We start from the raw sequence: 21685 nt of genomic DNA, 5'->3' as shown, positions 1-21685 counted from the left end.
TTCCTAAGTTAAGTCTTTTCTTACATCAATATGTGACATCAATACCTGCATTTTCTAATTTGGATATTATTTCATCCTCTACTTCGGTTCTTCTAATATCAAGCTCTTCTAAACTATCTGCTTCTGCCAGGTATTCTAATCCTTCATCTGTTACTTCGGTATCATGAAGACTAAGCTCTTCTAAATTATCAAGTTCTGCTAGGTGTTTTATTCCTTCATCTGTTACTTCAGTTCTTCTAAGACTTCTAAGATTAAGGTGTTCCAAATTATCAAATTCTGTCAAGTGTTTTATCCCTTCATCTGTTACTTCGGTTCTTTCAAGATTAAGATATTCTAAACTATCTGCTTCTGCTAATTGTTCTATTCCTTCATCTGTTATTTCGGTTCCGCTAATGTCAAGCTTTTTTAAACTATCATTTTCTGGTAGTTGTTTTACCCCATCGTCTGTTACTTCGGTGAAATGTAACCATTCACTTTTTGCTATGCCAATATAAAGCTCTTTTAAATTATCAGCTTCTGCTAGTGCGTTTACGTCTGTTACTTCGGTTCCTCTAAGATCAAGGTGTTCCAAATTATCAATTTCTGCCAGGTCTTTTGCCAGGTCTTTTATCTCGTCATCTGTTACTTCAGTTCTGCTAAGCTTAAGTTTTTCTAAATTTTCAACTTCTGATAGATGTTTTATTACTTCACCTGTTATTTGGGTATCTTCGAGATCAAGCACTTCCAATATGTCTGCTTTTGCCAGGTATTCTACTCCTTCATTTGTTACTTCGGTTCCTCTAAGATCAAGTTTTTCTAAATTTTCAGCTTCTGCCAGTGGATTCACATTTGTTACTTCGGATTCGTTTTTTCCTCCTGCAACTCTTCGAACTCCTGGAAGAGTAAGATATTCTAAATTGTCAGCTTCTGCCAAATGTTCTACTCCTTTATCTGTTACATTGGTATAAAAAAGATTAAGTTCTTCTAAATTATCAGCTTCCGCCAGATGTTCTACTCCTTTATCTGTTACTTCGGTATGACGAAGGTCAAGCTCTTCTAAATTATCAGCTTCTGCTAGTTGTTTTACCCCGTCATCTGTTACTTCGTTATGACTAAGATCAAGCTCTTCTAAATTGTCAGCTTCCGCCAAATTTTCTACTCCTTTATCTGTTACATTGGTATGAAAAAGATTAAGTTCTTCTAAATCATCAGCTTCTGCTAGTTGCTCTATTCCTTCATCTCTTATATTGGTCCTACCAAGATCAAGTTCTTCTAAATTGACTGCATGCTCAATTCCTTCGATGTTAGTTATATCTTCACCAACTGCATCCAAGACCGTTAAATCCTCAATATTTTCTTTAGTCACTTGATCTACACCTAATTCTTCCTTAATTGCTGCCTCTAAGTTTTCATCAGGAATGTTTACAATTTCAGCAAAACCAGCAACTAATTCTTTGTTTTCTTCAATTTCAAATTCATATTCTTCAGCTTCGCTGACTCTTTCTTCACCCTTATACCAACCTTCAAATTCATAACCCTCTTTAGATTCAACCTCTACTGTAACCTCTTCACCTTCCTCATAAGTGCCTTCGCCCTTAATTTCTCCTGTTTCTTCAGGATCAGCCTGTACTTCTACTTCGTACTCTGGAGTACAACCTGTCATAAAAGCTACTGAAACAAATAAGCATGTGATCAATAATAAATGAAACAATTTTCTTACTGACAAACTATCACCTCACTTCTAACTCTCTAAAATATACCCTGTGACAGGGACATAAATCAGATACTATACATGAATTGTAAACTTCCTCATAAAGAACTAATCATTAATCTCAATAATCTCTCTGTTTTTAAAATCAAATTTATACTCTCCAGATGGTTTGTGTTCTCCTTCCATACCCTCATCAAGTTCTTCACGAACAACAACTTTTAAAACTTCTGTATTTTCCCATTCATGGTCTTTATAAACGTCAAATGGATGTGTTTTGGGAACATGCTGAACAAATGGGTCTTCATAGGAAGACGCTTCAGTAAAACTATAAAGCTCGCCCCGATCAGTAACACTATTTGGTTCAAATACCTGTTCAACGCTTAAATCTTCATTTATGTTTACTACCTGAACATCGACAGTTAAGGGTAATGGGCTTTTTACCCTATAAGTTATATAGTCATCTCCAGGAGATTGGACAAAATCAACCAATATCAAATCCTTCACAGAAAGTTCCTCGAGATCGGTTAATTCTCCCAAAAAACTTATCTCATCGATTTCATTTCCTGCAAGGTTGATTTCTTTAAGATTTGTTAACTCATGTAGTGCTTTAATATCTGTTATCTCATTATTGTTTAAGTTTAACTTCTCTAGTCCAGTAAGTTCAGTTAAAGCGGTTATATCTTGAATTTTATTGCCCGAAAGGTTTAAGTTTTTAAGATTCTCTGCCTTTCCCAAGTTATTCAGATCGCTAATCCCTTCTCTTCTCGCCTCCAAAGATGTTAACTCTTTAATATTTTCTTTAGTCACTTGATTTACACCTAATTCTTGCTTAATAGCTGCTTCTAAATTTTCATCTGGAATGTCTACAGTTTCTGCAAATTCAGCAACTAATTTTTTGTTTTCTTTAACTTCAAATTTATATTCTTGATCTTGACTTAATTCTTCTCCATCTTTTTCCCATTTTTTAAATTCGTATCCATCTTTAGGGTTCGTCTCAACTGCAACCTCATCACCTTCTTCATAAGTTCCTTCGCCCTCAATTTTTCCTGCTTTTTCAGGATCAGCCTGTACCTCTACTTCGTACTCAGTGGCACAACCTACCATAAAAGCTATTGAAACAAACAAGCATGTAATCAATAATAAATGAAATAACCTTCTTACTGACAAACTACCACCTCGCTTCTGACTCTCTAAAATATACTCTGTTAATACAAGAAAATCTTAACAGTCTAAAACTGCCCATAACTACTTTTCAACATTAATGATCAAATTTGTTGTATCCAATTCAAAATAATCTTTCACTTCTGGTGTTATCTCTATTTCGATACTACTACCGTCTGAAATATCTTCGAATTCATAACCTATCCCAAATCCAGTTGCTCCACTTGCAGCTTCTTCATCATAGACTTTTTCTTCATCCAAAATTTCAATATCGTTTAAGTTATATAACCAATTTTCAAATGATCCAATTCCGTGAGCACTAAAATCAGCGTTAGATGCTGGATCTATACTCCCTGAAAAATGTAAAACAAATTCAGAACTGTCAATTGTTATCTCTCCATTGCTTGAAAATTCTTTTTCTTTACTTTTATCATTTTCTGAAACATCAACCTGAAGTGTACCATCCCACAAATTACTTTCATGCTGTAGTTCGTTAATTTTTCCCTCCGATAACACCTCATGAGCCATTACACCTTCAGTTTGAGCCATTTCAAGCAAAACATCTGAATAAAATTCAGCCCTATTAAGTTGACGCTCTTTCGATTCTAACTCTTGTTCTAGATCTTCTATCCTAGACTTTTTTCTAGATAATTCATCTTTAAACTCTTCTTTTGTCTGTTCTTTTTCATTTTTTAAGTGCTCCACTTCTGTTTTTTCTTCTGGAGTACAACCTGTCATAAAAGCTACTGAAACAGATAAGCATGTGATCAATAATAAATGAAATAATCTCTTTCCTGACAAAATACCACCTCACTTTAATTTTTCAAAAAAATTAAGTCCAAATCGGACTATAAAATATCATGCTAACTAATTTTCATCTAATTTTTCTTCATAACCTAGGTTAAATTAAGGAACAGCAATAATCTTATCTTCCCTAATAGCTTCTTTCTTTAGTAATAAAATCCTTTAACACTTTACTTAAAATATAATATATCATTCCAATCAAAAACTTTATCTGCTATGCCAATTCTCATAGCAGGGGTAGTTAAATTTCCTTTTCTATCTTTTTTAGCATCACAAAAGTTATAATATGTCCTTAAAATTGTGGCCAGGTATTGAGCATATTTAGGGTTGTAATTAGAATAAATATAACTTTTTCTATGAGCCCTAGCTGTTAACAGGGGTCTTTCTAACATTGAAACTCTACGACGTAATTCCTGGATAAAATTATCTGTAACTCGGCTATTAACTTGCATTAATAATTTAGCTAATTGCTTGTTATTAAGTCCAGATAAATCAGTTAAAACATCTATAGTTCTATATCCTGCATCGGGGGAAGCTAATGGATGCTCAACAGGATTACCAGCACGAACTATCCGACTATTCCCATCATCATCCAAGAACTCTTCAAAGAAATTATGATGCTCAAGCTGATGTTCCAAGTAATCTTGAGCTATTTGCCAAATAGAAAGCTTTTTGGAAAGGCCACATTCATCTCTCCAGTTCTTTAGCTCAATCTTGGATTCTTGATGTTCCTTAAGTGCTTGACTTAATTGTTTATCATGATCAACTTGGCACAGGAAATAATTAGCATAACCATTTTTAATTTCATCCTTAAATACTCGAAAGATACTATTTTTTAAGCTGCCATCATCATCGTTTATGAAAAACCAATCTTTTACGTTCAATAAGTTTTTCAGCAGCCAAAAATGGGCTATGGCAGTATATCTAGGGGACACATGTAAGCCACTAACATAATCAAATCTGGTATCAAAATTCTTTTTTTCCTGTTTGTATTTTTCTATTTCTTCATCTATATTTGATAAATTTTCTTTATCAAATTTTGTAGGCGGTTGAGGGAAATATGAATGTTCTAGCCTGGCATTTTTTCTTTCACTTTCTTCCATATGATCACATTTATATTTTTTAGTGTCAGCTAATAATTTTTCTCTAGTGGCATCCCAATCATAAGCCAAATCTGCTCGCAAAACATATCCCGAATGAATATCGCCAGATACAATCAAATTTGTTTCCATTCGCTTAAAACTTTCTTTAGTCACTCTATTTCTTCTTTTATTTCCTTTTAATTTATGACGGGAGTTGTTTAAATAGTAAATAAACATGTCAGTGTTAATCCATAATTTATCAAAAAACTTATCAGATAATGGATTAGTTTCAAATTTGCTTAAAAATTCTAAACATCTAAGATATACATATTCTAGCTTGTCATAATAAGTCTGAGAGCTAATATTAAGAATCTCACAAGCTCTTTTAACTGGTACTCTATTAATTAGCATTGATGCTAAGGTTGGCACTATTTCACTTCGCTGCTGGTGATAGGTAAAGGCTTTTTCACGTTCAGGCATCAGAGTAGTAATTTTGTAGCATTCTTTACAGCGAAGTCTTTGAGAATTATATTTGCTTTTGCCATATTTCTGAAAATCTTCAGGGTTATCAAAAGGGTTTGTGTGAGGCTTATTACAAGAATCTTTATGATATTTATATTCTGGCTCAATATCAACTGGTGTGTTTATTGTTACTAATCGCTTTATTTCTTCTGCTGCACTCCAATTAGATACAGGTCTAGTTGCACAATTACCATAAGCACCTGGTACATTGGGATCATTGTTACAAATAATCATTCTACCTCTATCTTCTTTTTCCCAATCTCCATCAATCCTGTATTTGTAGCGTTTTCTACCTCTAGTGCTTAATCTAGAAATTTCACTTTGATTTTCGCCAAACCACCGACAAAATGGATTATTACAATGATTTAACTGAAGGGGGTAAGTTTTGTCTTTATACTTTAATTTCACTGGTGTAAATTGTTCTCTTGTTAAAAACAGTCTATGTTTCTTATTAAAAGCTTTTCTTGACATCTTTTCATAATCTTCTTGTCTTAAATCTACTTTATCTTCAGAAACAGGAGTATCTATTTCTACTATTTGGTCTCTTTTATTAGCAATACGGGTATAAAAATTCATGCCTTATCTTCTTCCTTTTCTTCTTTTAGTATAGTTATATTATCCGTATTACTTGTTGAAACTTCTTCAATATATTTTTTAAAAAGTTTATTATGCCTTCTATTTTTACCCCACTGAATAAAATCTTTATCTTCTTTTAAAATCTCCTCTAAATAATGCTCTACTATTTCATCACGACTACGATTACAATAATTTGCATATAATTCTAATAACTTAACCAAGTGGTTTGGCAATTCTAACTCTACTTTTGTAGTATTCTTTTTTCGAGGCTTTAAAAACCTGATTCCCATTAATAACAGCTCTCCCTTATAGGTTGTCCTATCACCTATATTATACCATATTTACTTTTTTAACGAAATTTTCACATTAAAAATCACAAAAAATTCACGTCAGAAATATTTATTTCTATTGTGTATTATCTTGTGAAAAATTTGTGATTTTTAAGTTATTATAATATTAATTCCTGTTATAATAGTAAAAAGTAGCAGTTAAAATCATGTGATTTAACTGCTACTTTTTTGTGATTTACTTTGTGATTTTAAATTTTCAACTTCAAAATCGAACCCCTTACTCTATACCCTACATCCTTCTATTCTATATCGTTAAAAATATTCCTGCAACATTCTAATAATATCTTTTTCCACCTTAAAAAGATTTGTACAGCTTAGATTATACCAAGTAATATTTTGATCTCTGTTAAACCAGGTTAACTGTCGTTTGGCAAATCGTTTAGTTCTTTTCTTTACTAGCTTTATAGTCTCTTCAAATGTAACTTCACCTTGCAGATACTCGACAATCTCCTTATAACCAAGGGCCTGCATAGAAGTCATATTTTTATTATATCCTCTGGCAAGTAAATCTTTAACTTCATCAACTAGACCTTTTTCAAGCATTTTATCAACTCTTTTTTCTATTCTATCATATAGTTCATCTCTACTTTTTGTTAATCCTATCATTAAAGTATTATAGGGACTTTCTTTTTGAGTTTTTTGATATTCTGAAATAGGATTTCCGGTAGTATAAATGACTTCAAGAGCCCTAATAATTCTTTTCTCATCATTTGGATGAATTCTTTCTGCAGCCTTTGGGTCAGCATCTGTAAGTTCTTCATGGAGCTTATGCAGCCCTTCTATTTCTATCTTTTTTCTTAATTTTTCTCGACAATCAGAATCACGAGGTAATTCTTCAAAAGAATAATCATAAATTAAAGCATTGACATAAAGACCCGTTCCACCAACTATTATTGGAAACTTACCTCTAACGACAATATCATTTATAATATCTTGGGCCACTTTTTTAAACTTTGCCACACTATAATCTTGATCTGGCTCTGTCATATCTATCATATGATGAGTGATATTATTTTGTTCTCTTTTAGAAGGTTTTGCCGTGCCAATATCCATACCTTTATAAATCTGCATAGAATCTGCTGAGATTATCTCGCCATCAATCTTTTTGGCAAGAGATATAGCTAATTCCGTTTTACCAACTGCTGTTGGTCCAACTATCACAATAATAGGAGGATTTTTAATTGGACTTTTTGTGTCTCTGTATTCACTCATATTTTAAACCTCACATTATCCTTTTAAAATACTTTTCAATATCATACTTAGTAAATTTAATTATTGTCGGCCTTCCGTGAGGACACGTATAGGGATTTGGTATACTCTTTAACTCTAATATCAAATTTTCAAACTCTGCTCTATTTAGCTTTTGATTGGCTTTAATACTTTTCTTACACGCAATGGATATCAGTGTTTCTTCCAACCTAGATTTATCTAGCGAAATATCACCCGATTCCTCTTTTAACATAGATGCCAAGCTCATAACAAAGTCCTTAACAAAACTGCCATCACAAATATCTTTAACCACATATGGCACCGATCTAACTAAAAGGGTATTGTTCCCAAAAATTTCAAGTTCCAATCCAACTTCTTTCAAATTTTCCAGGTTATTTTCTACTATTAACAGCTCAGAGCTATCTATTTCCAGGGTAAAAGGAATTATATTTTGACTTATCACAGAGTTTTTTCTATGTTCTGTAAGCAGCTTATGATAATTAACTCTTTCATGGGCAGAATGCTGATCAACAAAATATAGCTTATCACCTTTTTCAATTATCCAGTAAGTAACAAAAGCTTGGCCTATAATGTTAAAATCCTTTATCGGAACATCAAGCAAATCTACAGATTTAGAGTTAAGCTCATTGTATTCATTATCATGATTATAATCATGATAATCGTGATCGTAATCATAAGAAGCTGGTTCTTCTCTGACAGTTATACCCTCAGTTATACTTGGATCTAAATCATGACTCTGTTCATTTTGCTCATCCTGCTCATTCTGGCCTTTCTGGCCTTTCTGGTCTTTCTGTTTTTTTTCGTTATTGAAAATTTCTTCTTCAATAATACCCTGCTTATGCTGCTCTATATCATTCTCATCATACTTTCTATTTTTTTCATTATCTCTTACTTCTTTTTTTACTCTTTCTATTTTGGGTGTTTTTTTCTTATTTGTTTGATGCGGTCTTATATGGGGAATCAATTCATTCTCGGATAGTTCATTATATATAGTTTTTTTCAAAGTTTCTACGACATTTTTAATTTTATCAAACCTAATATGCAGTTTTGCGGGATGTACGTTTACATCAACCTGATCGTAAGGTACATCAATTTTGATAATCGCTATTGGAAAACGCCCTTTTGGCAAAAACCTTTTATAACCTTCTTCTAATGCATCAGTTAGAGTTTTACTTTTTACATATCTACCATTAACGAAAAAAGTCTGATAATTCCTACTTGCCCTGGTTAGCTCAGGTTTTGATATAAAACCTCTTATGCTAATACCATTATCACCTTTACCATCTTCACTCTGTAAATTATTTTTTATTTCAAGCATCTGTTTTATCGTCTGAAACCCATATATTGAAGCTATCACTTCAAGGAGATCACCTTTGCCGCTGGTTTTTAGGATCTGCCTATTTTCATGAACCAGGGTAAAACTTACATCGGGATTAGAAAGAGATAGCTTGTTTACAATATCAGTTATATAGCCAAGTTCATTTTGTTTTTTTCGTAAAAATTTAAACCTGGCAGGTGTATTATAAAATAAACTATTGACCTCAATATCTGTCCCATCAGGTGCACCGCAAAGCTCTTTCTTTACAAGTTCTCCGGCTTCAAATATCGCCTTTACACCTTCTTTTTTATCTTTTTGTTTGCTTTTGATTTCTACTTTACTTACTGAGGAAATGCTGGCTAGAGCCTCTCCTCTAAATCCGAGGGTCGTTATATTATTAAGGTCATTTTCATCGCTAATCTTATTTGTAGCATGACGACAAAAGGCAAGTTCAATATCATCGGGATGAATCCCCACGCCATCATCAATAACTCTAATCTTTTCAATCCCAGCTTCTTTAAGGTATATTTTAATAGTCTTGCTCTTTGCATCCAAAGAGTTTTCAATTAGTTCTTTTATTACTGATGAAGGGCTTTCTACTACTTCCCCTGCAGCAATTTTATTAGCTATCTCACTACCTAAAACTTGTACACGCATTGAAAGGTCCTCCTAATAACCACTATTTCACTAAATTTAGATGAAACAATTTTTGATCTACTTTTATTTGCTATTCCAAATTTCCTTTAAATAGTACATATATTCAAGTGCTTCTTTTGGAGATAATTCGTCAGGTTCAATATCGGTTATCACTTCTTTTAACTTTACTAACTCTTCATCCATTTTTGCAAAACTATTTTCTTGTAAATTATCTTTTACTTTACCATCATCGTTATCATAATTATTATTGTCATCGCTTACTTCATTACTTGCTTTATTATATACTTCGTTATTGTTATTATTGGCTTCGTTTTTATTTATTTCATCTTTACTTTCATCGCCTGTTACCGGCAGGATAAAAGAAAGCTGCTTTGTTTCTAGGGTGTTAAGATGTTCTTTAGCTCTTTTTATTACTTTGTCAGGAAGTCCTGCAAGAGAAGCTACCTGGACCCCGTAGCTTTTATCTACACCGCCTGGTTGTATCTTCCTAAGAAAAATCATTTTGTCGTTTTTCTCACTCACTGCAATTGAATAATTTGACACCCTTGGGTACTCATCAGCAAGTTCAACCAATTCATGAAAATGAGTAGCAAATAAAGTCTTTGCTGCAACCTTTTTTTCCTGGTGCAAATATTCCACCACAGCTTTGGCAAGGGCTATTCCATCAAAAGTACTTGTCCCCCTGCCAACTTCATCCAAAATTATAAGGCTTTTGCCTGTTGCGTTGTTTAAAATATTTGCAACTTCGTTCATCTCAACCATAAATGTACTTTGGCCTTCAACCAGATCATCAGTCGCTCCTACCCTTGTAAATATCTTATCTACAATCCCGATCCTAGCTGATTCACAAGGCACAAAAGACCCCATCTGAGCCATCAAAGTTATAATTGCTACCTGACGCATATAGGTAGACTTGCCTGCCATATTAGGCCCTGTAATAACAGCAATCTGCTCTTTTTCATTATCTAGGTAGGTATCGTTAGGCACAAAAGGCTCTTCACCACTAACCTGCTCAATCACAGGGTGTCTCCCCTCTTTAATATCTATAGTTGTTGTTTCATCTATTTCAGGCCTTGTATAGTTATTCTCAAGGGCAACTCTTGACAGGGACAAAAGACAATCCAGCTCTGCCAAAAAATCTGCAAGGTCTTGCAGCTCTTTTGAATAAGCTGATACTTCTTTTCTTAAATTTTGAAAGATTTCATACTCTAAATCTGCCATCTTTTCTTCAGCACCAAGAACCTGAGATTCGTACTCTTTTAGCTCCGGTGTCAAAAACCTTTCAGCGTTAACAAGGGTCTGCTTTCGGATATAGTCATCAGGTATATGATCAAGGTTAGCTTTTGTGACCTCAATGTAATAGCCAAAAACTTTGTTATATCTTACTTTCAAAGACTTTATTCCCGTTCTTTCTCTCTCTTGTGCTTCTAAGTTAGCTATCCACTCTCTGCCGCCAGAGGCAAGATCTCTAAGCTCGTCCAGCTTTTCGTCATATCCCTCTCTTATAATTCCACCTTCTTTAATTGTTATTGGCGGATCAGGAACGATAGCACTCTCTAATAAATCCGAAAGATCGTTAAAGAGAATTATCTTCTCACTTAAGCTGGTAAGTTTATCATCACCAGATTCATTTAATATATCTTTTATTACAGGTAGCTGGTTCAAAGAGTTTTTCAGAGATATCAAATCCCTTGGGGTTGCCCTATCAAAGACTACCCTACTCAAAACTCTTTCCAAATCATAGACCTGCTTTAGCTTCTCTCTTAACTCTTCTCTTACATAGAAGTTATCAATAAAAGAGCTAATGTAATCTAATCTTTTATTGATAGTTTCCTTGTCGATTAGAGGCTGATGTACCCACTTTCTTAGCATTCTTCCGCCCATAGCTGTCATGGTTCTATCAAGTACCCACAGAAGAGAGCCATATTTCTTATTATCTCTAATAGATTCACACAGCTCTAAGTTTTTTCTCGTATTAATATCCATAACAAGATAAGAATCAGTAGTATAAGGATTTATCTTTTTTATATGTTCAAGACTGTTCTTTTGAGTTTCATGTAAGTGATCAAGCAGTGCACCTGCTGCTCTAATCGCCAAATTCATTTCACCAAGGCCAAAACCTTCAAGGGAATATGTATTAAAGTGCTCTAAAAGATTTTTATTTGCATTTGAATGATAAAAAATACTATCAGATGATTTTGTTATCAAAATGTTTCTATTTTCAAGCTCTTTTGCAAGAGGAGAGCTTTTTGTTTTTTCGGTCATTATTATTTCTTTTGGATTTATACGAAGTATTTCATCTTTTAGGCCCTTTAATGAGCCTTCTCTAAATTCTGTCACCAAAAATTCCCCGGTAGATACATCTACAAAAGAAAGACCTGCTCCATTCTTTTGTAGATATACTGAAGCAATATAGTTGTTTTCTTTCTCATTTAGCATATTCGTGTCTAAGACAGTACCAGGTGTAACTATCTGGGTTACTTCCCTTTTCACAAGACCTTTAGCTTTTCTTGGGTCTTCTACCTGATCACAGATTGCTACTTTGTACCCCTTTTCTAAAAGGCGAGCTATGTAAGTTTCACAGGAATGATAAGGAACACCGGCAAGAGGGATAGGGTCATCCTCCCCTGCATCTCTGCTAGTCAATACTATTTCAAGCTCTCTTGCAGCAATCTCTGCATCATCAAAAAACATCTCATAAAAATCCCCCACCCTAAAAAACAAGATGGAGTCTGGATTTTCTTTTTTTATATCTAAAAACTGCTGAAGCATAGGAGTTATTTTTTTCTTAGCCAATTTAGTTCCCTCCAAGCAAACCATCTTGAAGACTGCCGAATATGGTGTAGCTTTTGGCTTCTGTTATTTTGACATTTACAAGATTTCCTACTAATTTTTCACTGTCTAAAGCTTCATTATTATCCTCTAAGTCCTTATTATCAGTATTATTTGGTCTAAAATGAACTATTTTATTAGTTCTAGTTCTTCCGGTAAAAACGGATGAATCATTTTTGCTAGTACCTTCAACAAGGATTTCAAAAGTTTTTCCCATCATTTCTTTATTAATCTCAAGAGAAATTTGCTGCTGTTCACTTATTAGCTTTTGAATTCTTTCTTTTTTTACCTTTTCATCTACCTGATCTTCCATCTCAGCTGCCGGAGTTCCTTTTCTCTTAGAATACACAAAAGTGTAAGCGTTATCAAATCTAACCTTTTTGACAACATCAAGGGTATCGTTAAAATCTTCTTCACTCTCACCGGGAAAACCTACCATTATGTCTGTAGTAACACTAACGTGTGGTATGTATTCCCTAATCCTTTCTATTAGCTCCATATACTCTTCTTTTGTATAACCCCGATTCATTTTCTTTAGAATATTGTTACTCCCCGCTTGTATCGGCAGGTGTATATGCTCACATACCCGCTTTGATTTTGATATAAATTCAATTAGCTCCTCATCAAAATCTCTAGGATGACTTGTCATAAACCTAATTCTTTCAATACCATCTATTTCATCAAGCCTTTTTAAAAGCTGGGTAAATCCACCTTTTAGACCCATGTCTTTCCCGTAGCTATCCACATTTTGACCAAGAAGGGTTACTTCTTTAAATCCTTTACTTGCCAAATCAAGAACTTCTTTTTCTATGTCTTCAATTTTTCTGCTTCTTTCTCTTCCTCTTACATAAGGGACAATACAGTAGCTGCAAAAATTATTGCACCCGTATGTTATCACGACCCAGGCCTTTATGCCACTTGTTCTTTGTTTTGGAAGCTCTTCTACTATACCTGACTCGCTTTCCCATACATCAAAGACTCTCTTACCTTCTTCGACAACCTGCCTGAAAAGATGTGGGAAATAATGCAGGTTATGAGTTCCAAAAACTAAATCTATATGGTGAAAGTCTCTTTTTATCTTATCTGCCATCCACTGTTGTTGCACCATACAGCCACAGATACCTATAACCATGTTAGGCTTTTTTTCCTTGAGCTCTTTAAGCATACCTATCTTAGCAAGCACTTTGTGTTCTGCTTTTTCTCTAACAGCACAAGTATTTAACAAAAGCACGTCAGCCTCTTCTTCAGAGGAAGTCTCTTCATATCCCATTTGACTTAACATCCCTCTTAACACTTCTGCGTCATGCTCATTCATCTGACAGCCAAAAACTTCAATATTAAAATAGCCTAGTGTATTCATAAATAATTAACCCTCCTACTTACAGGCATCCAAAAAACTACCAAAGTTAAACCTCTTGTCTTTTCCTCTTTAGATTATAACATATTAGTATTTTTAAACATAAAAAAAGAACATAAAAAAACATCAGGTAGATGTCGTAGATAAACTAGAATCTATTTTTGGACAACGCAGTTTTAGCTAAAATGCTAATACATCAACTAGCTGGATATCTTTTTCTAATGAGAGATCTATTACTTCATCATTTACTTTTACTATTGGATTATTTAATTCCCTCTCGTTATAGTCAAACCATTCATTGCAGGCATCTCAATATCAAGAAAAGCAATATCAATCTTTTCAGAATTAGCCATCATATATTCTAGTGCTTTTTGGGGATCTGTAAATGTATTAATTATCTCAAGCTCTTTTATGTCATTTGTTAAATATTCAAACTGTTGTAATGACACATATTCATCATCTAAAGTAATTGCTCGTAGTTTATTTTTATTACCATCAGCACCATCTGTCATGTCTTCACTTCACCCCTCATAGGATAACTCATTACCTTTTATGATATCTAAAAAAACATCTACTAAATGAGGATCAAACTGAGATCCAGAACATCTATTAAATTCTGCAATTATCTCTTTTGTTGATTTAGGCTTTTTGTGTGGTCTGCCGTTTTTCATTACAACATAAGCGTCTGCAATTGACGTTATCCTTGCGAGTAGTGGTATTTCATCACCTTTTAAACCTTTGGGATAGCCATTACCATCCCAGTACTCGTGGTGTGACAAAATCTCTTCAGCAACATGAGAAAATTCATCTGTCGAGCGCACTATTCTATATCCTATCTCCGGATGTTCTTTCATTTGCTCCCACTCCTCTTTTGTAAGTGGACCTTCTTTTGTTAACACTTCTTGTGGTATGTTAATTTTACCTATATCATGAAGTGTAACTACAAGTTTTAACCTGTTAAGGTCAAATTCAGACAGTGTTAGTTGTTTGCCAATAGCCAAGGCAGCTTCCTGCATTTGCTTTATGTGCTCTTCAGTTTCAAAGCTTTTAGATTCAAGGGTTTTTAGAAGTGTGTTTAAGACAGCACTTCTAGCGCTTCGGCTTTCTGCAAGTTTTTGTTTATACATATTATCTTCTGCTTCTTTTAGAAAAGCAGAAAAATTTTTATTCTCTTCTTCTTTTAGTGAAACCCCTAAAGCTATAGATATAGGTACATCTTTAACAAAACTGTTTTCACATTTTTTATTAATCCTTTCGCATATCATTTTAGCTACATCCATAGATGTTTTTGGTAACAAAATTACAAACTCATCCCCGCCCCACCTAGCAATCAAATCTTCTTTGCGACAGGACTCTTTCAGGATGTTGGCCGCACATTTAAGCATCTCATCGCCCATATCATGACCATATGTATCATTTACCAGTTTTAACCCGTTAAGGTCAGCCATTATTATACACAAAGGATGCTGTCTAGCAGTATCAAGTCTTTTAATCTCTTCTTCTAAATAAGCTCTGTTATATAAACCAGTTAGATTATCATTAAAACTTAAATACTTTATCTTTTCTTCAACCTGTTTTCTCTCTGTAATATCACGTATTGTTTCTATTGCTCCCACTATATTTCCTGATGTATCACGAAGTTTTGAAGCAGTTGCAAACAAATAAGCACCACGACCGCCGTAAGTCTCAGGACAATATACTTCCCCTGTCAAAGTATCTTCTTCAACATAGCTTATATCATAATTTTCTTTTAGCCTCTTATACTGGTCACTATCACTCGGGATAAGGGCCAAGTCAGCAAGAACAGGCCTTCTTTCCCCATAAAATGGCAGAGCGTACTCATAATCACCTTTGCCTAATATGTTTTCCTTTTTTATTCCTGTCATCTCTTCCATAGCTCTGTTCCAATATACTACTCTGCCCTTAGTATCAATAACTAAAGTAGCATCTGGCAAAGACTCTATTACATCGTCCAAATAACTTAGGGTGTTTCGTAAATTTTCTTCTGCCATAACTCGGTCCATAATGTCCCGGATAGACTCGATTGCCCCTATAACATTTCCATCACTATCATATAGCCTTGATGCTTTCGCCCAGGCATATATCCCTGACTCTCCAACATTAGGACAAAAATTCTCGCCGACCAATGTATGTTCATCTTGTAGGGAAATGTTTGAATAATAATTTTCAATTTCAGGGTCATAATTTAAAGCCATATCAACTAACATTGGTCTACGCTCACCATAAAACGGAATAGTATATTCATAATTCCCCTTTCCTAGAATATCTTTTGCTTTTATTCCCGTCATATCTTCCATAGCCTGATTCCAAAGGATTACTTTCCCTTCAGTATCAATAGCAAAAGTGGCATCTGGTAAAAAGTTCAATATAGCCTTTAATTCGGCATAATTGTCTCCATAAGTCATAAATAATCACCCTTACCTGTATCAAAAAATTTAAATTTTTAAAATTAAATATATTTTTCTATTTGGCTAAAAATTTTCCTTTAATCTTTTAGGCCTATTTTTAAAACTATAAAAAAGCCGAAGGTTTTTTACACCCTCCGGCTAAAATTAAAAAATAGTATTCTGCATCTTATTACGTCGAAAAATTGCTATCTAGATAATCCGTTATTGTTTCAATTTCTTTTCGTAAACTTTCTATCTCTTCACCTACACTTTCTAATGTACTCACCTGTTCTTCAAAAGAAGCCGAGACTTCTTCTACAGAGGCCGTGGTTTCTTCTGTCACAGCTGAAATATCTTGAAACTTCTGATAAACGTCTTCTTTGGTATCAGAGATTTTGCTTATATTATCATTTAGAGTTTCAAGTTTTGATATAACATTACCAAGGTACTCTTTGGTTTTTTCAAAAACTTCTTCCACCTGAAAAATCGAAGTTTCTGCTTTATCTATTTTTTCTTTATTTGATTCAGTCGTCTCATTGGTACTTTCTATATTTTCTTTGATTGATTTTATTATGCTCTCTATTTTCTCTGTTGACTCAACAGAGTTTTCTGCAAGGGTCCTAACTTCATCTGCTACTACAGCAAATCCTTCCCCGTGTTCTCCTGCTCTTGCCGATTCGATTGAAGCATTTAGTGCCAAAAGGTTTGTCTGATCAGATATTTCTTTAATATCATTTACTATCTCTTCAATACTTTTACTTTCTTCCTGTAATGTTGAAATATTGTTTTCTAACTTGGTAAAGAAGTTTTTATTTTCTTCAAAGTTTCCTTTCAGGTCATTAAATTCAGTGCCTAAGTTATCTATACTCTCTTTAATCTCATCTATACTATAGCCTGCTTCCTTTGAGTTCTCTGTTGACTTGTCAATCAATGAGCTTAAGTCATCAAGCTTCTCCATACTGTTTGCAATATCATCGGCTTGGTCTGTGGCACCATTTGCGATCTCATTAACAGCAGAAGATGTTTGGTTGATAGAATCTATCGTTTGCTTAACATTAGAGTCGATCTGCTGAGACTTACCAAGTATACTTTGTATTTTTTCTTGTATATGATTAATCATATTCTTTAGTTCACTAACCGCCGTGTTAAAAGCCTTTGATATAAGTCCCATCTCATCGTTTTTCTTATGGTCAAAATTTGCTTTAAGATCTCCATTTTCAAGTAAATTCATTTGATCTTGCAATTTCTTAATTGGTGAATTAATCGATGTTTTGAAGATCATGACTAAAGCACCTGTTGATACTATTATTCCAGCTGCTGCAATTAACATGGAAACTGTCCTAACATTACTAACTTGACTTTGAATTTCATCAAGGTTAATTCTACCAATAACGTACATATCATCCCAAGGCCTAAAAGAAACCAGGTATCTTGTTTCATCTTCTATGTATTCAAATTCTTCGTTTTTATCAGCTAACTCATTCATAAAAGTGTCGCTAACATGTTCTCCTCTCATATTTTCATCAGTATGAAATCTAATCTCTCCCTCATTATTCACTCCATATAAAACACCTGAAGAGCCTACTACCCGGTCTATTATCATTTCATCGGTAAGATCGTATAGATGGTTTATGGCATCCCCCTGATAATCTGATTCCTCAAAGGCGATAGCACTTGCTCCTGTCAAACTGTCAATTGCAAAATCTACATTGTCCTCTAATGCTTCCCGTTCGGAGGACATTATCATCTCCCTAGACTGGCTATAACCATAAAAAGCTATTATAGATACAGTAGCCGCAACTACTAGGATAACAATTAAAGTAAACTTGACGATGATACTGCCGTGTTTGATATTCTCTTTTGACAAATAGGTCCCTCCCAACAAAAAAATTTAATTTAATGATAACAAGAAAATATTAATGATAATTGTTATTTGATGCAAGTATATTTTTTCACTTATTTTATCAGATTTCTCTTATATTTTAAATCATAAATTCACAATTCATTTCTATTTTGATGAATTATTTCACAATTTTTCTATTGCCATGTTATGGTCCTCCTGATTATCTATATCAAATAATATCTCAGAATCATCAGTTTCAATAAATGAAGTTTTAGCATGTTTTAGAAGGGATCTACCACCTTCATCACCTGATAATTTATAAAGCTCAGAAAACATCGATTTGTCAAAAACAACCGGGTTTCCCCTTTTTCCATTGTAAACAGGATATGCTGCCTCACTCGAACTGTTATTAAAATGCTCAATAAGATCATTTATTGTTTTTACTTTAACAAATGGCTGATCAGCTAAGTAAAATAAAACTCCTTTGGCCTTCTTATTAACTTTTTTTAATCCAGCTTTTAGTGAATGAGCTTGACCAAAATTATAATAAGGGGCATATACATGTTTTATTGGGGGTAAGCTTGAAGACTTATCACCTATGACTTCACTATTTTTTAATTTTTTCTCAACTAAAACAGCCTGCCATCCAAGAACTACTATTATTTCAGAAACATCTGATTCCTGGACTTGTTTAAGGGAGTATTCTATCACAGTACCATCCTTAAGATCAGCCAAAAGCTTATTTTGGTTAAATCTTTTTGACATACCTGCAGCTAAAAAAACACATGATATCATAATAAACATCTCCTCTATATATAATAAAATATAATCTACCATGATAATATGTTCTTTATTTAATCCTTAGCTCCCTTCCCTTTTTTAGCTTTACCTAATGATTCCTTAATATCTCATATATTGTTTTCCATAACTAAATATGCTTCGTTTCCTTTTTCATTGTACAAAAGTTTTTTACAAAGCATTTTTGTCATAATTATTCCTCTACCTCTCTCACCACTATGATCAATATCGGTCAGATTGTCGTAAATTTTTTGCCAATCAAACCCTTCCCCTTCATCAAACACACCTGCAACAATATAATGATTAGTAATTTTTAGCTTAATTATGACTTTTTTGTCTGGATCAAATTTATTACCATGCTCTATCGCGTTAGCAACAAGCTCATACAAGCCTTGAAAGATGCATTCTTCATTTAGGTAATCAATTATTAATGGTAAGACATCTTCATTAAGTTTTTTTAATTCTTCAAAGTTACTATTAAACTCCCACCTATATTCAGAGATTTCTTCGGGTTCTAGATGTAACAATACATAAGTTATATCATCATCTCCCTGCAAGGACCCATTATTATGTTTTCTAAAGTCCTCCTTTATTATCTGTTTAAGTATTTCTGGGGGAAGATGACTATTTTCATAAAATACTTCTTTTAACCTATCCTCATAAAATTCCACACCATTACTTCCCTTTATCTCTTGTTCAGCTATTCCATCCGTAAAAAACATAACACTAGTATCAGGTGTCAATTGAATTCTGCCCTCTTCAAAATCCATTAATTCTGTAGAAATAGCTGAAGAAATAGGTGGTCCCTGGCTTTCTAATGTAGCTTTTTTCCCATTTCCTAGTCTTACCAAAGAAGTGTTGTGCATACTAGCCCCTGAATAAATTAGCTCATATGTAGTAAGGTTTAACACTGCCAAAAATATACAAACAAAATAGTCATCTGGATAGTTATCTCTTCTATATTGATTATTAATGTGAGTAAGTATTTTTTCTGGATTTACTTCATCAGGCTTTAGGGCAAGATAACTTTCAATAGTTTCTTTTACAAATACGCTTATAATAGTCCCATCTAATCCATGCCCTGATACATCTGACAAAAAAATAATTAGCTTGTCATTAATTCTAATAAAATTATAAAAGTCTCCCCCAAGACCCCTGGCTGGATGAAAATGGGCCTCTAAAGATATTCCTTCTATGTCAGGTATCTCGGTCAAGAAAGTCCTTTCATGTATATTCCTTGCTTTAACAATCTCCTCATCTAATTGTCGCTTGGTATTTTCTAGTTCTTTTGCATATTTTTCAAGCTTTTTTTCAGCCATCCTGCGCTCAATAACTTCCCACACATTATCGATAAATAACCTTAGTTGGAGTATGTCCGAATAATTATAATCTGTATCTTTATTTGCCACACCAATAACAGCGACAATTTTGTTTTCCCTTAATACCGGCACTCCTAGATAACGCCTGATTTCAACATGCCCTTCAGGTTGTCTTTTTATTATTCTATCATCATTTTGGTAATCATTTATAACAACAGGTTCTTTCTTACGTATAGTATCAGCCCACAAACCTGCATCCTCAAGTTTGATTTTTTTGCTGTAGCCAGATACTTTACATTCATTGAAAACATTCGAGGAATAAGAATAAAGCTGAATTTCCTGTTGTTGATAATCGTAATCATAAAAGTGCGCATATTCACTATCAGTTAACTGGGCAGCTACATTAACTGCATAATGCTGCAAGTCCTGAATGTCTTCTGTTTCGTGTTGAAATAGGTCAACAAGACTTTGCAGTCTTGCTTCATTCTTTTTTAATTCATCTGCAGCTTTTTTACGCTCTGTTATTTCAATATAGGAAGCAATTATACCGATTGGTTCATCATCTTCGCCGTAGACAAGAGCCATCGAAAGATGGATATTTATAGTTTCTCCATCCTTTTTCATGTCAACCAGGTCACCTTCCCAATCACCCTTGTAAGACAAAGAATCTAATATTTCAGCTGCATCCTTACTGCTCCCCAAAAAATCTAAAAGAGAGTTCCCAATTATTTCATTTTCATAATCATATCCCCACATGGATAAAAAAGAAGGATTAACATACGTTATCTCACCTTCAAGATCAGAAATTGCAATTGCATCTAAAGAAGATAGAATTGCCTGGTCTTTGATCCTTAGCTCTTCAAACATTTCCTTGCGTTCAGTTATATCTATTATAGAGGCAATACTCTGATTTGTCTCGGGGATAACATCAATATTCATAAGGGCATTTCTTTCTTCCCCATCTTTTGTTACAAATATAAATTCATAATTTTTAGGTGCTTTGCTGCTGTCTTCCCGGCGTAATTTATGATATTGTAATATTCTTTCTCTTTGTTTTGGTGAAATGATGTCACCGATCAACATCTTATTTTCTATTTCGTCTTTAGAGTACCCACTCAATTTAACCATATTTTGGTTAACAAGCGAAATTGTACCATCTTCTTCAATTACAAGAGTTGCTGTTCCGGTATTTTCAAATAGAGTCCTATATTGTTTCTCACTATTTTTTAATTCGAGTTCAGTGTTTATTCTTTTTGTAATATCTCTCGCCATATTCAATATAATAGTTTTTTCTTCGTTTTTCTTTAAAATTACCGGATTAGTTGAAAACCAGCGCAATTTTCTATTTTTGTCTATTATCCTAAACTCAACTTCTTCTTCAATGTTTTCATATTTTAGCAGGTCACCCAAAATATTATTGAGATTAACGACATCATCACGATGTAAAAGCTCAAAAACTCTTTTGCCTGTAACTTCATCCTGATCATAGCCCAAAATTTCTTTGCAGTTAGGTGACACATAAGTTAGTTCACCTTGCTCATTAGTTGTAAATACAATATCTCTGGCTTTTCTCACAAATTGTTTACATTCTTCAAGGCAGTTTTTAAAATCATAATAATCATAAGTCATTCAAGATTCTCCTTTAAATAAATACGTTAAAAATTGGGTTTAAATAAATTGTCTGACAATTTCCGTTATATACTTCTAAACTTATCCCCACTTCCCCTTTTTTAAATGT

Annotated in this window: 14 protein-coding genes; all 14 read right to left on the bottom strand. The window is 33.7% G+C overall.

The features are described 5' to 3' along the window. Positions 1–25: 25 nt before the first annotated feature. The 14 genes from ACONDI_RS05450 to ACONDI_RS05385 all read right to left on the bottom strand — a co-directional run bounded on the left by ACONDI_RS05450 (position 26) and on the right by ACONDI_RS05385 (position 21576). Complete coding sequence (locus tag ACONDI_RS05450; protein WP_241079179.1) at positions 26–1705, bottom strand: leucine-rich repeat domain-containing protein; 1680 nt, start codon at positions 1703–1705, stop codon at positions 26–28. A gap of 93 nt (positions 1706–1798) precedes the next feature. After that, positions 1799–2857, bottom strand: coding sequence for a leucine-rich repeat domain-containing protein (locus tag ACONDI_RS05445; protein ID WP_241079178.1), 1059 nt, complete (start codon positions 2855–2857; stop codon positions 1799–1801). Between the two features lie 78 nt (positions 2858–2935). Continuing rightward, positions 2936–3652 (bottom strand): hypothetical protein, encoded by a 717-nt coding sequence (locus tag ACONDI_RS05440; RefSeq protein WP_241079177.1) that lies wholly within the window; start codon positions 3650–3652, stop codon positions 2936–2938. Between the two features lie 173 nt (positions 3653–3825). After that, entirely contained in the window at positions 3826–5835 is a 2010-nt protein-coding gene (locus ACONDI_RS05435; RefSeq protein ID WP_241079176.1) for an insertion element protein, read from the bottom strand. Beyond that, a complete protein-coding gene (locus ACONDI_RS05430; protein WP_241079175.1) occupies positions 5832–6125 on the bottom strand; it encodes a hypothetical protein in 294 nt (97 codons plus the stop codon). Before ACONDI_RS05430 ends, ACONDI_RS05435 begins: the two co-directional genes overlap by 4 nt. Before the next feature lie 312 nt (positions 6126–6437). Continuing rightward, positions 6438–7397, bottom strand: a complete 960-nt coding sequence (gene miaA / locus ACONDI_RS05425) for a tRNA (adenosine(37)-N6)-dimethylallyltransferase MiaA (protein WP_241080466.1) — start codon at positions 7395–7397, stop codon at positions 6438–6440. Positions 7398–7407: 10 nt separating this feature from the next. Then, a complete protein-coding gene (gene mutL / locus ACONDI_RS05420) occupies positions 7408–9390 on the bottom strand; it encodes a DNA mismatch repair endonuclease MutL (protein ID WP_241080465.1) in 1983 nt (660 codons plus the stop codon). Between the two features lie 63 nt (positions 9391–9453). Then, positions 9454–12186 carry a DNA mismatch repair protein MutS gene (mutS, locus tag ACONDI_RS05415; RefSeq protein ID WP_241080464.1) on the bottom strand — a complete coding sequence of 911 codons (2733 nt, stop codon included), beginning with the start codon at positions 12184–12186 and terminating at the stop codon, positions 9454–9456. Between the two features lies 1 nt (position 12187). Beyond that, positions 12188–13582, bottom strand: a complete 1395-nt coding sequence (gene miaB, locus ACONDI_RS05410; RefSeq protein ID WP_241080463.1) for a tRNA (N6-isopentenyl adenosine(37)-C2)-methylthiotransferase MiaB — start codon at positions 13580–13582, stop codon at positions 12188–12190. Positions 13583–13845: 263 nt separating this feature from the next. Next, positions 13846–14091: a response regulator gene (locus ACONDI_RS05405; RefSeq protein WP_241080462.1), complete on the bottom strand. Its 246-nt coding sequence runs from the start codon at positions 14089–14091 to the stop codon at positions 13846–13848. Positions 14092–14100: 9 nt separating this feature from the next. Continuing rightward, entirely contained in the window at positions 14101–16005 is a 1905-nt protein-coding gene (locus ACONDI_RS05400; RefSeq protein ID WP_241080461.1) for a diguanylate cyclase, read from the bottom strand. 172 nt (positions 16006–16177) lie between these two features. Continuing rightward, positions 16178–17854 carry a methyl-accepting chemotaxis protein gene (locus ACONDI_RS05395; protein ID WP_241080460.1) on the bottom strand — a complete coding sequence of 559 codons (1677 nt, stop codon included), beginning with the start codon at positions 17852–17854 and terminating at the stop codon, positions 16178–16180. Positions 17855–18013: 159 nt separating this feature from the next. Then, on the bottom strand, positions 18014–18625 hold the full coding sequence (locus ACONDI_RS05390) for a nucleotidyltransferase family protein (protein ID WP_241080459.1): 612 nt from the start codon (positions 18623–18625) through the stop codon (positions 18014–18016). A gap of 113 nt (positions 18626–18738) precedes the next feature. Further along, on the bottom strand, positions 18739–21576 hold the full coding sequence (locus ACONDI_RS05385) for a PAS domain S-box protein (protein ID WP_241080458.1): 2838 nt from the start codon (positions 21574–21576) through the stop codon (positions 18739–18741). Positions 21577–21685: the final 109 nt, after the last annotated feature.

The sequence above is a fragment of the Natranaerofaba carboxydovora genome, assembly GCF_022539405.1.
GTDB lineage: Bacteria > Bacillota > Natranaerobiia > Natranaerobiales > Natranaerofabaceae > Natranaerofaba > Natranaerofaba carboxydovora.
This window is presented reverse-complemented; position numbering and strand designations above follow the sequence as displayed.

Excerpts from the sequence above, each read along its gene's own strand:
- ACONDI_RS05435 (WP_241079176.1), bottom strand. The coding sequence starts at position 5,835 with ATGAATTTTTATACCCGTATTGCTAATAAAAGAGACCAAATAGTAGAA.
- ACONDI_RS05430 (WP_241079175.1), bottom strand. The coding sequence starts at position 6,125 with ATGGGAATCAGGTTTTTAAAGCCTCGAAAAAAGAATACTACAAAAGTA.
- miaA (WP_241080466.1), bottom strand. The coding sequence starts at position 7,397 with ATGAGTGAATACAGAGACACAAAAAGTCCAATTAAAAATCCTCCTATT.
- mutL (WP_241080465.1), bottom strand. The coding sequence starts at position 9,390 with ATGCGTGTACAAGTTTTAGGTAGTGAGATAGCTAATAAAATTGCTGCA.
- miaB (WP_241080463.1), bottom strand. The coding sequence starts at position 13,582 with ATGAATACACTAGGCTATTTTAATATTGAAGTTTTTGGCTGTCAGATG.
- ACONDI_RS05405 (WP_241080462.1), bottom strand. The coding sequence starts at position 14,091 with ATGACAGATGGTGCTGATGGTAATAAAAATAAACTACGAGCAATTACT.
- ACONDI_RS05400 (WP_241080461.1), bottom strand. The coding sequence starts at position 16,005 with ATGACTTATGGAGACAATTATGCCGAATTAAAGGCTATATTGAACTTT.
- ACONDI_RS05390 (WP_241080459.1), bottom strand. The coding sequence starts at position 18,625 with ATGATATCATGTGTTTTTTTAGCTGCAGGTATGTCAAAAAGATTTAAC.
- ACONDI_RS05385 (WP_241080458.1), bottom strand. The coding sequence starts at position 21,576 with ATGACTTATGATTATTATGATTTTAAAAACTGCCTTGAAGAATGTAAA.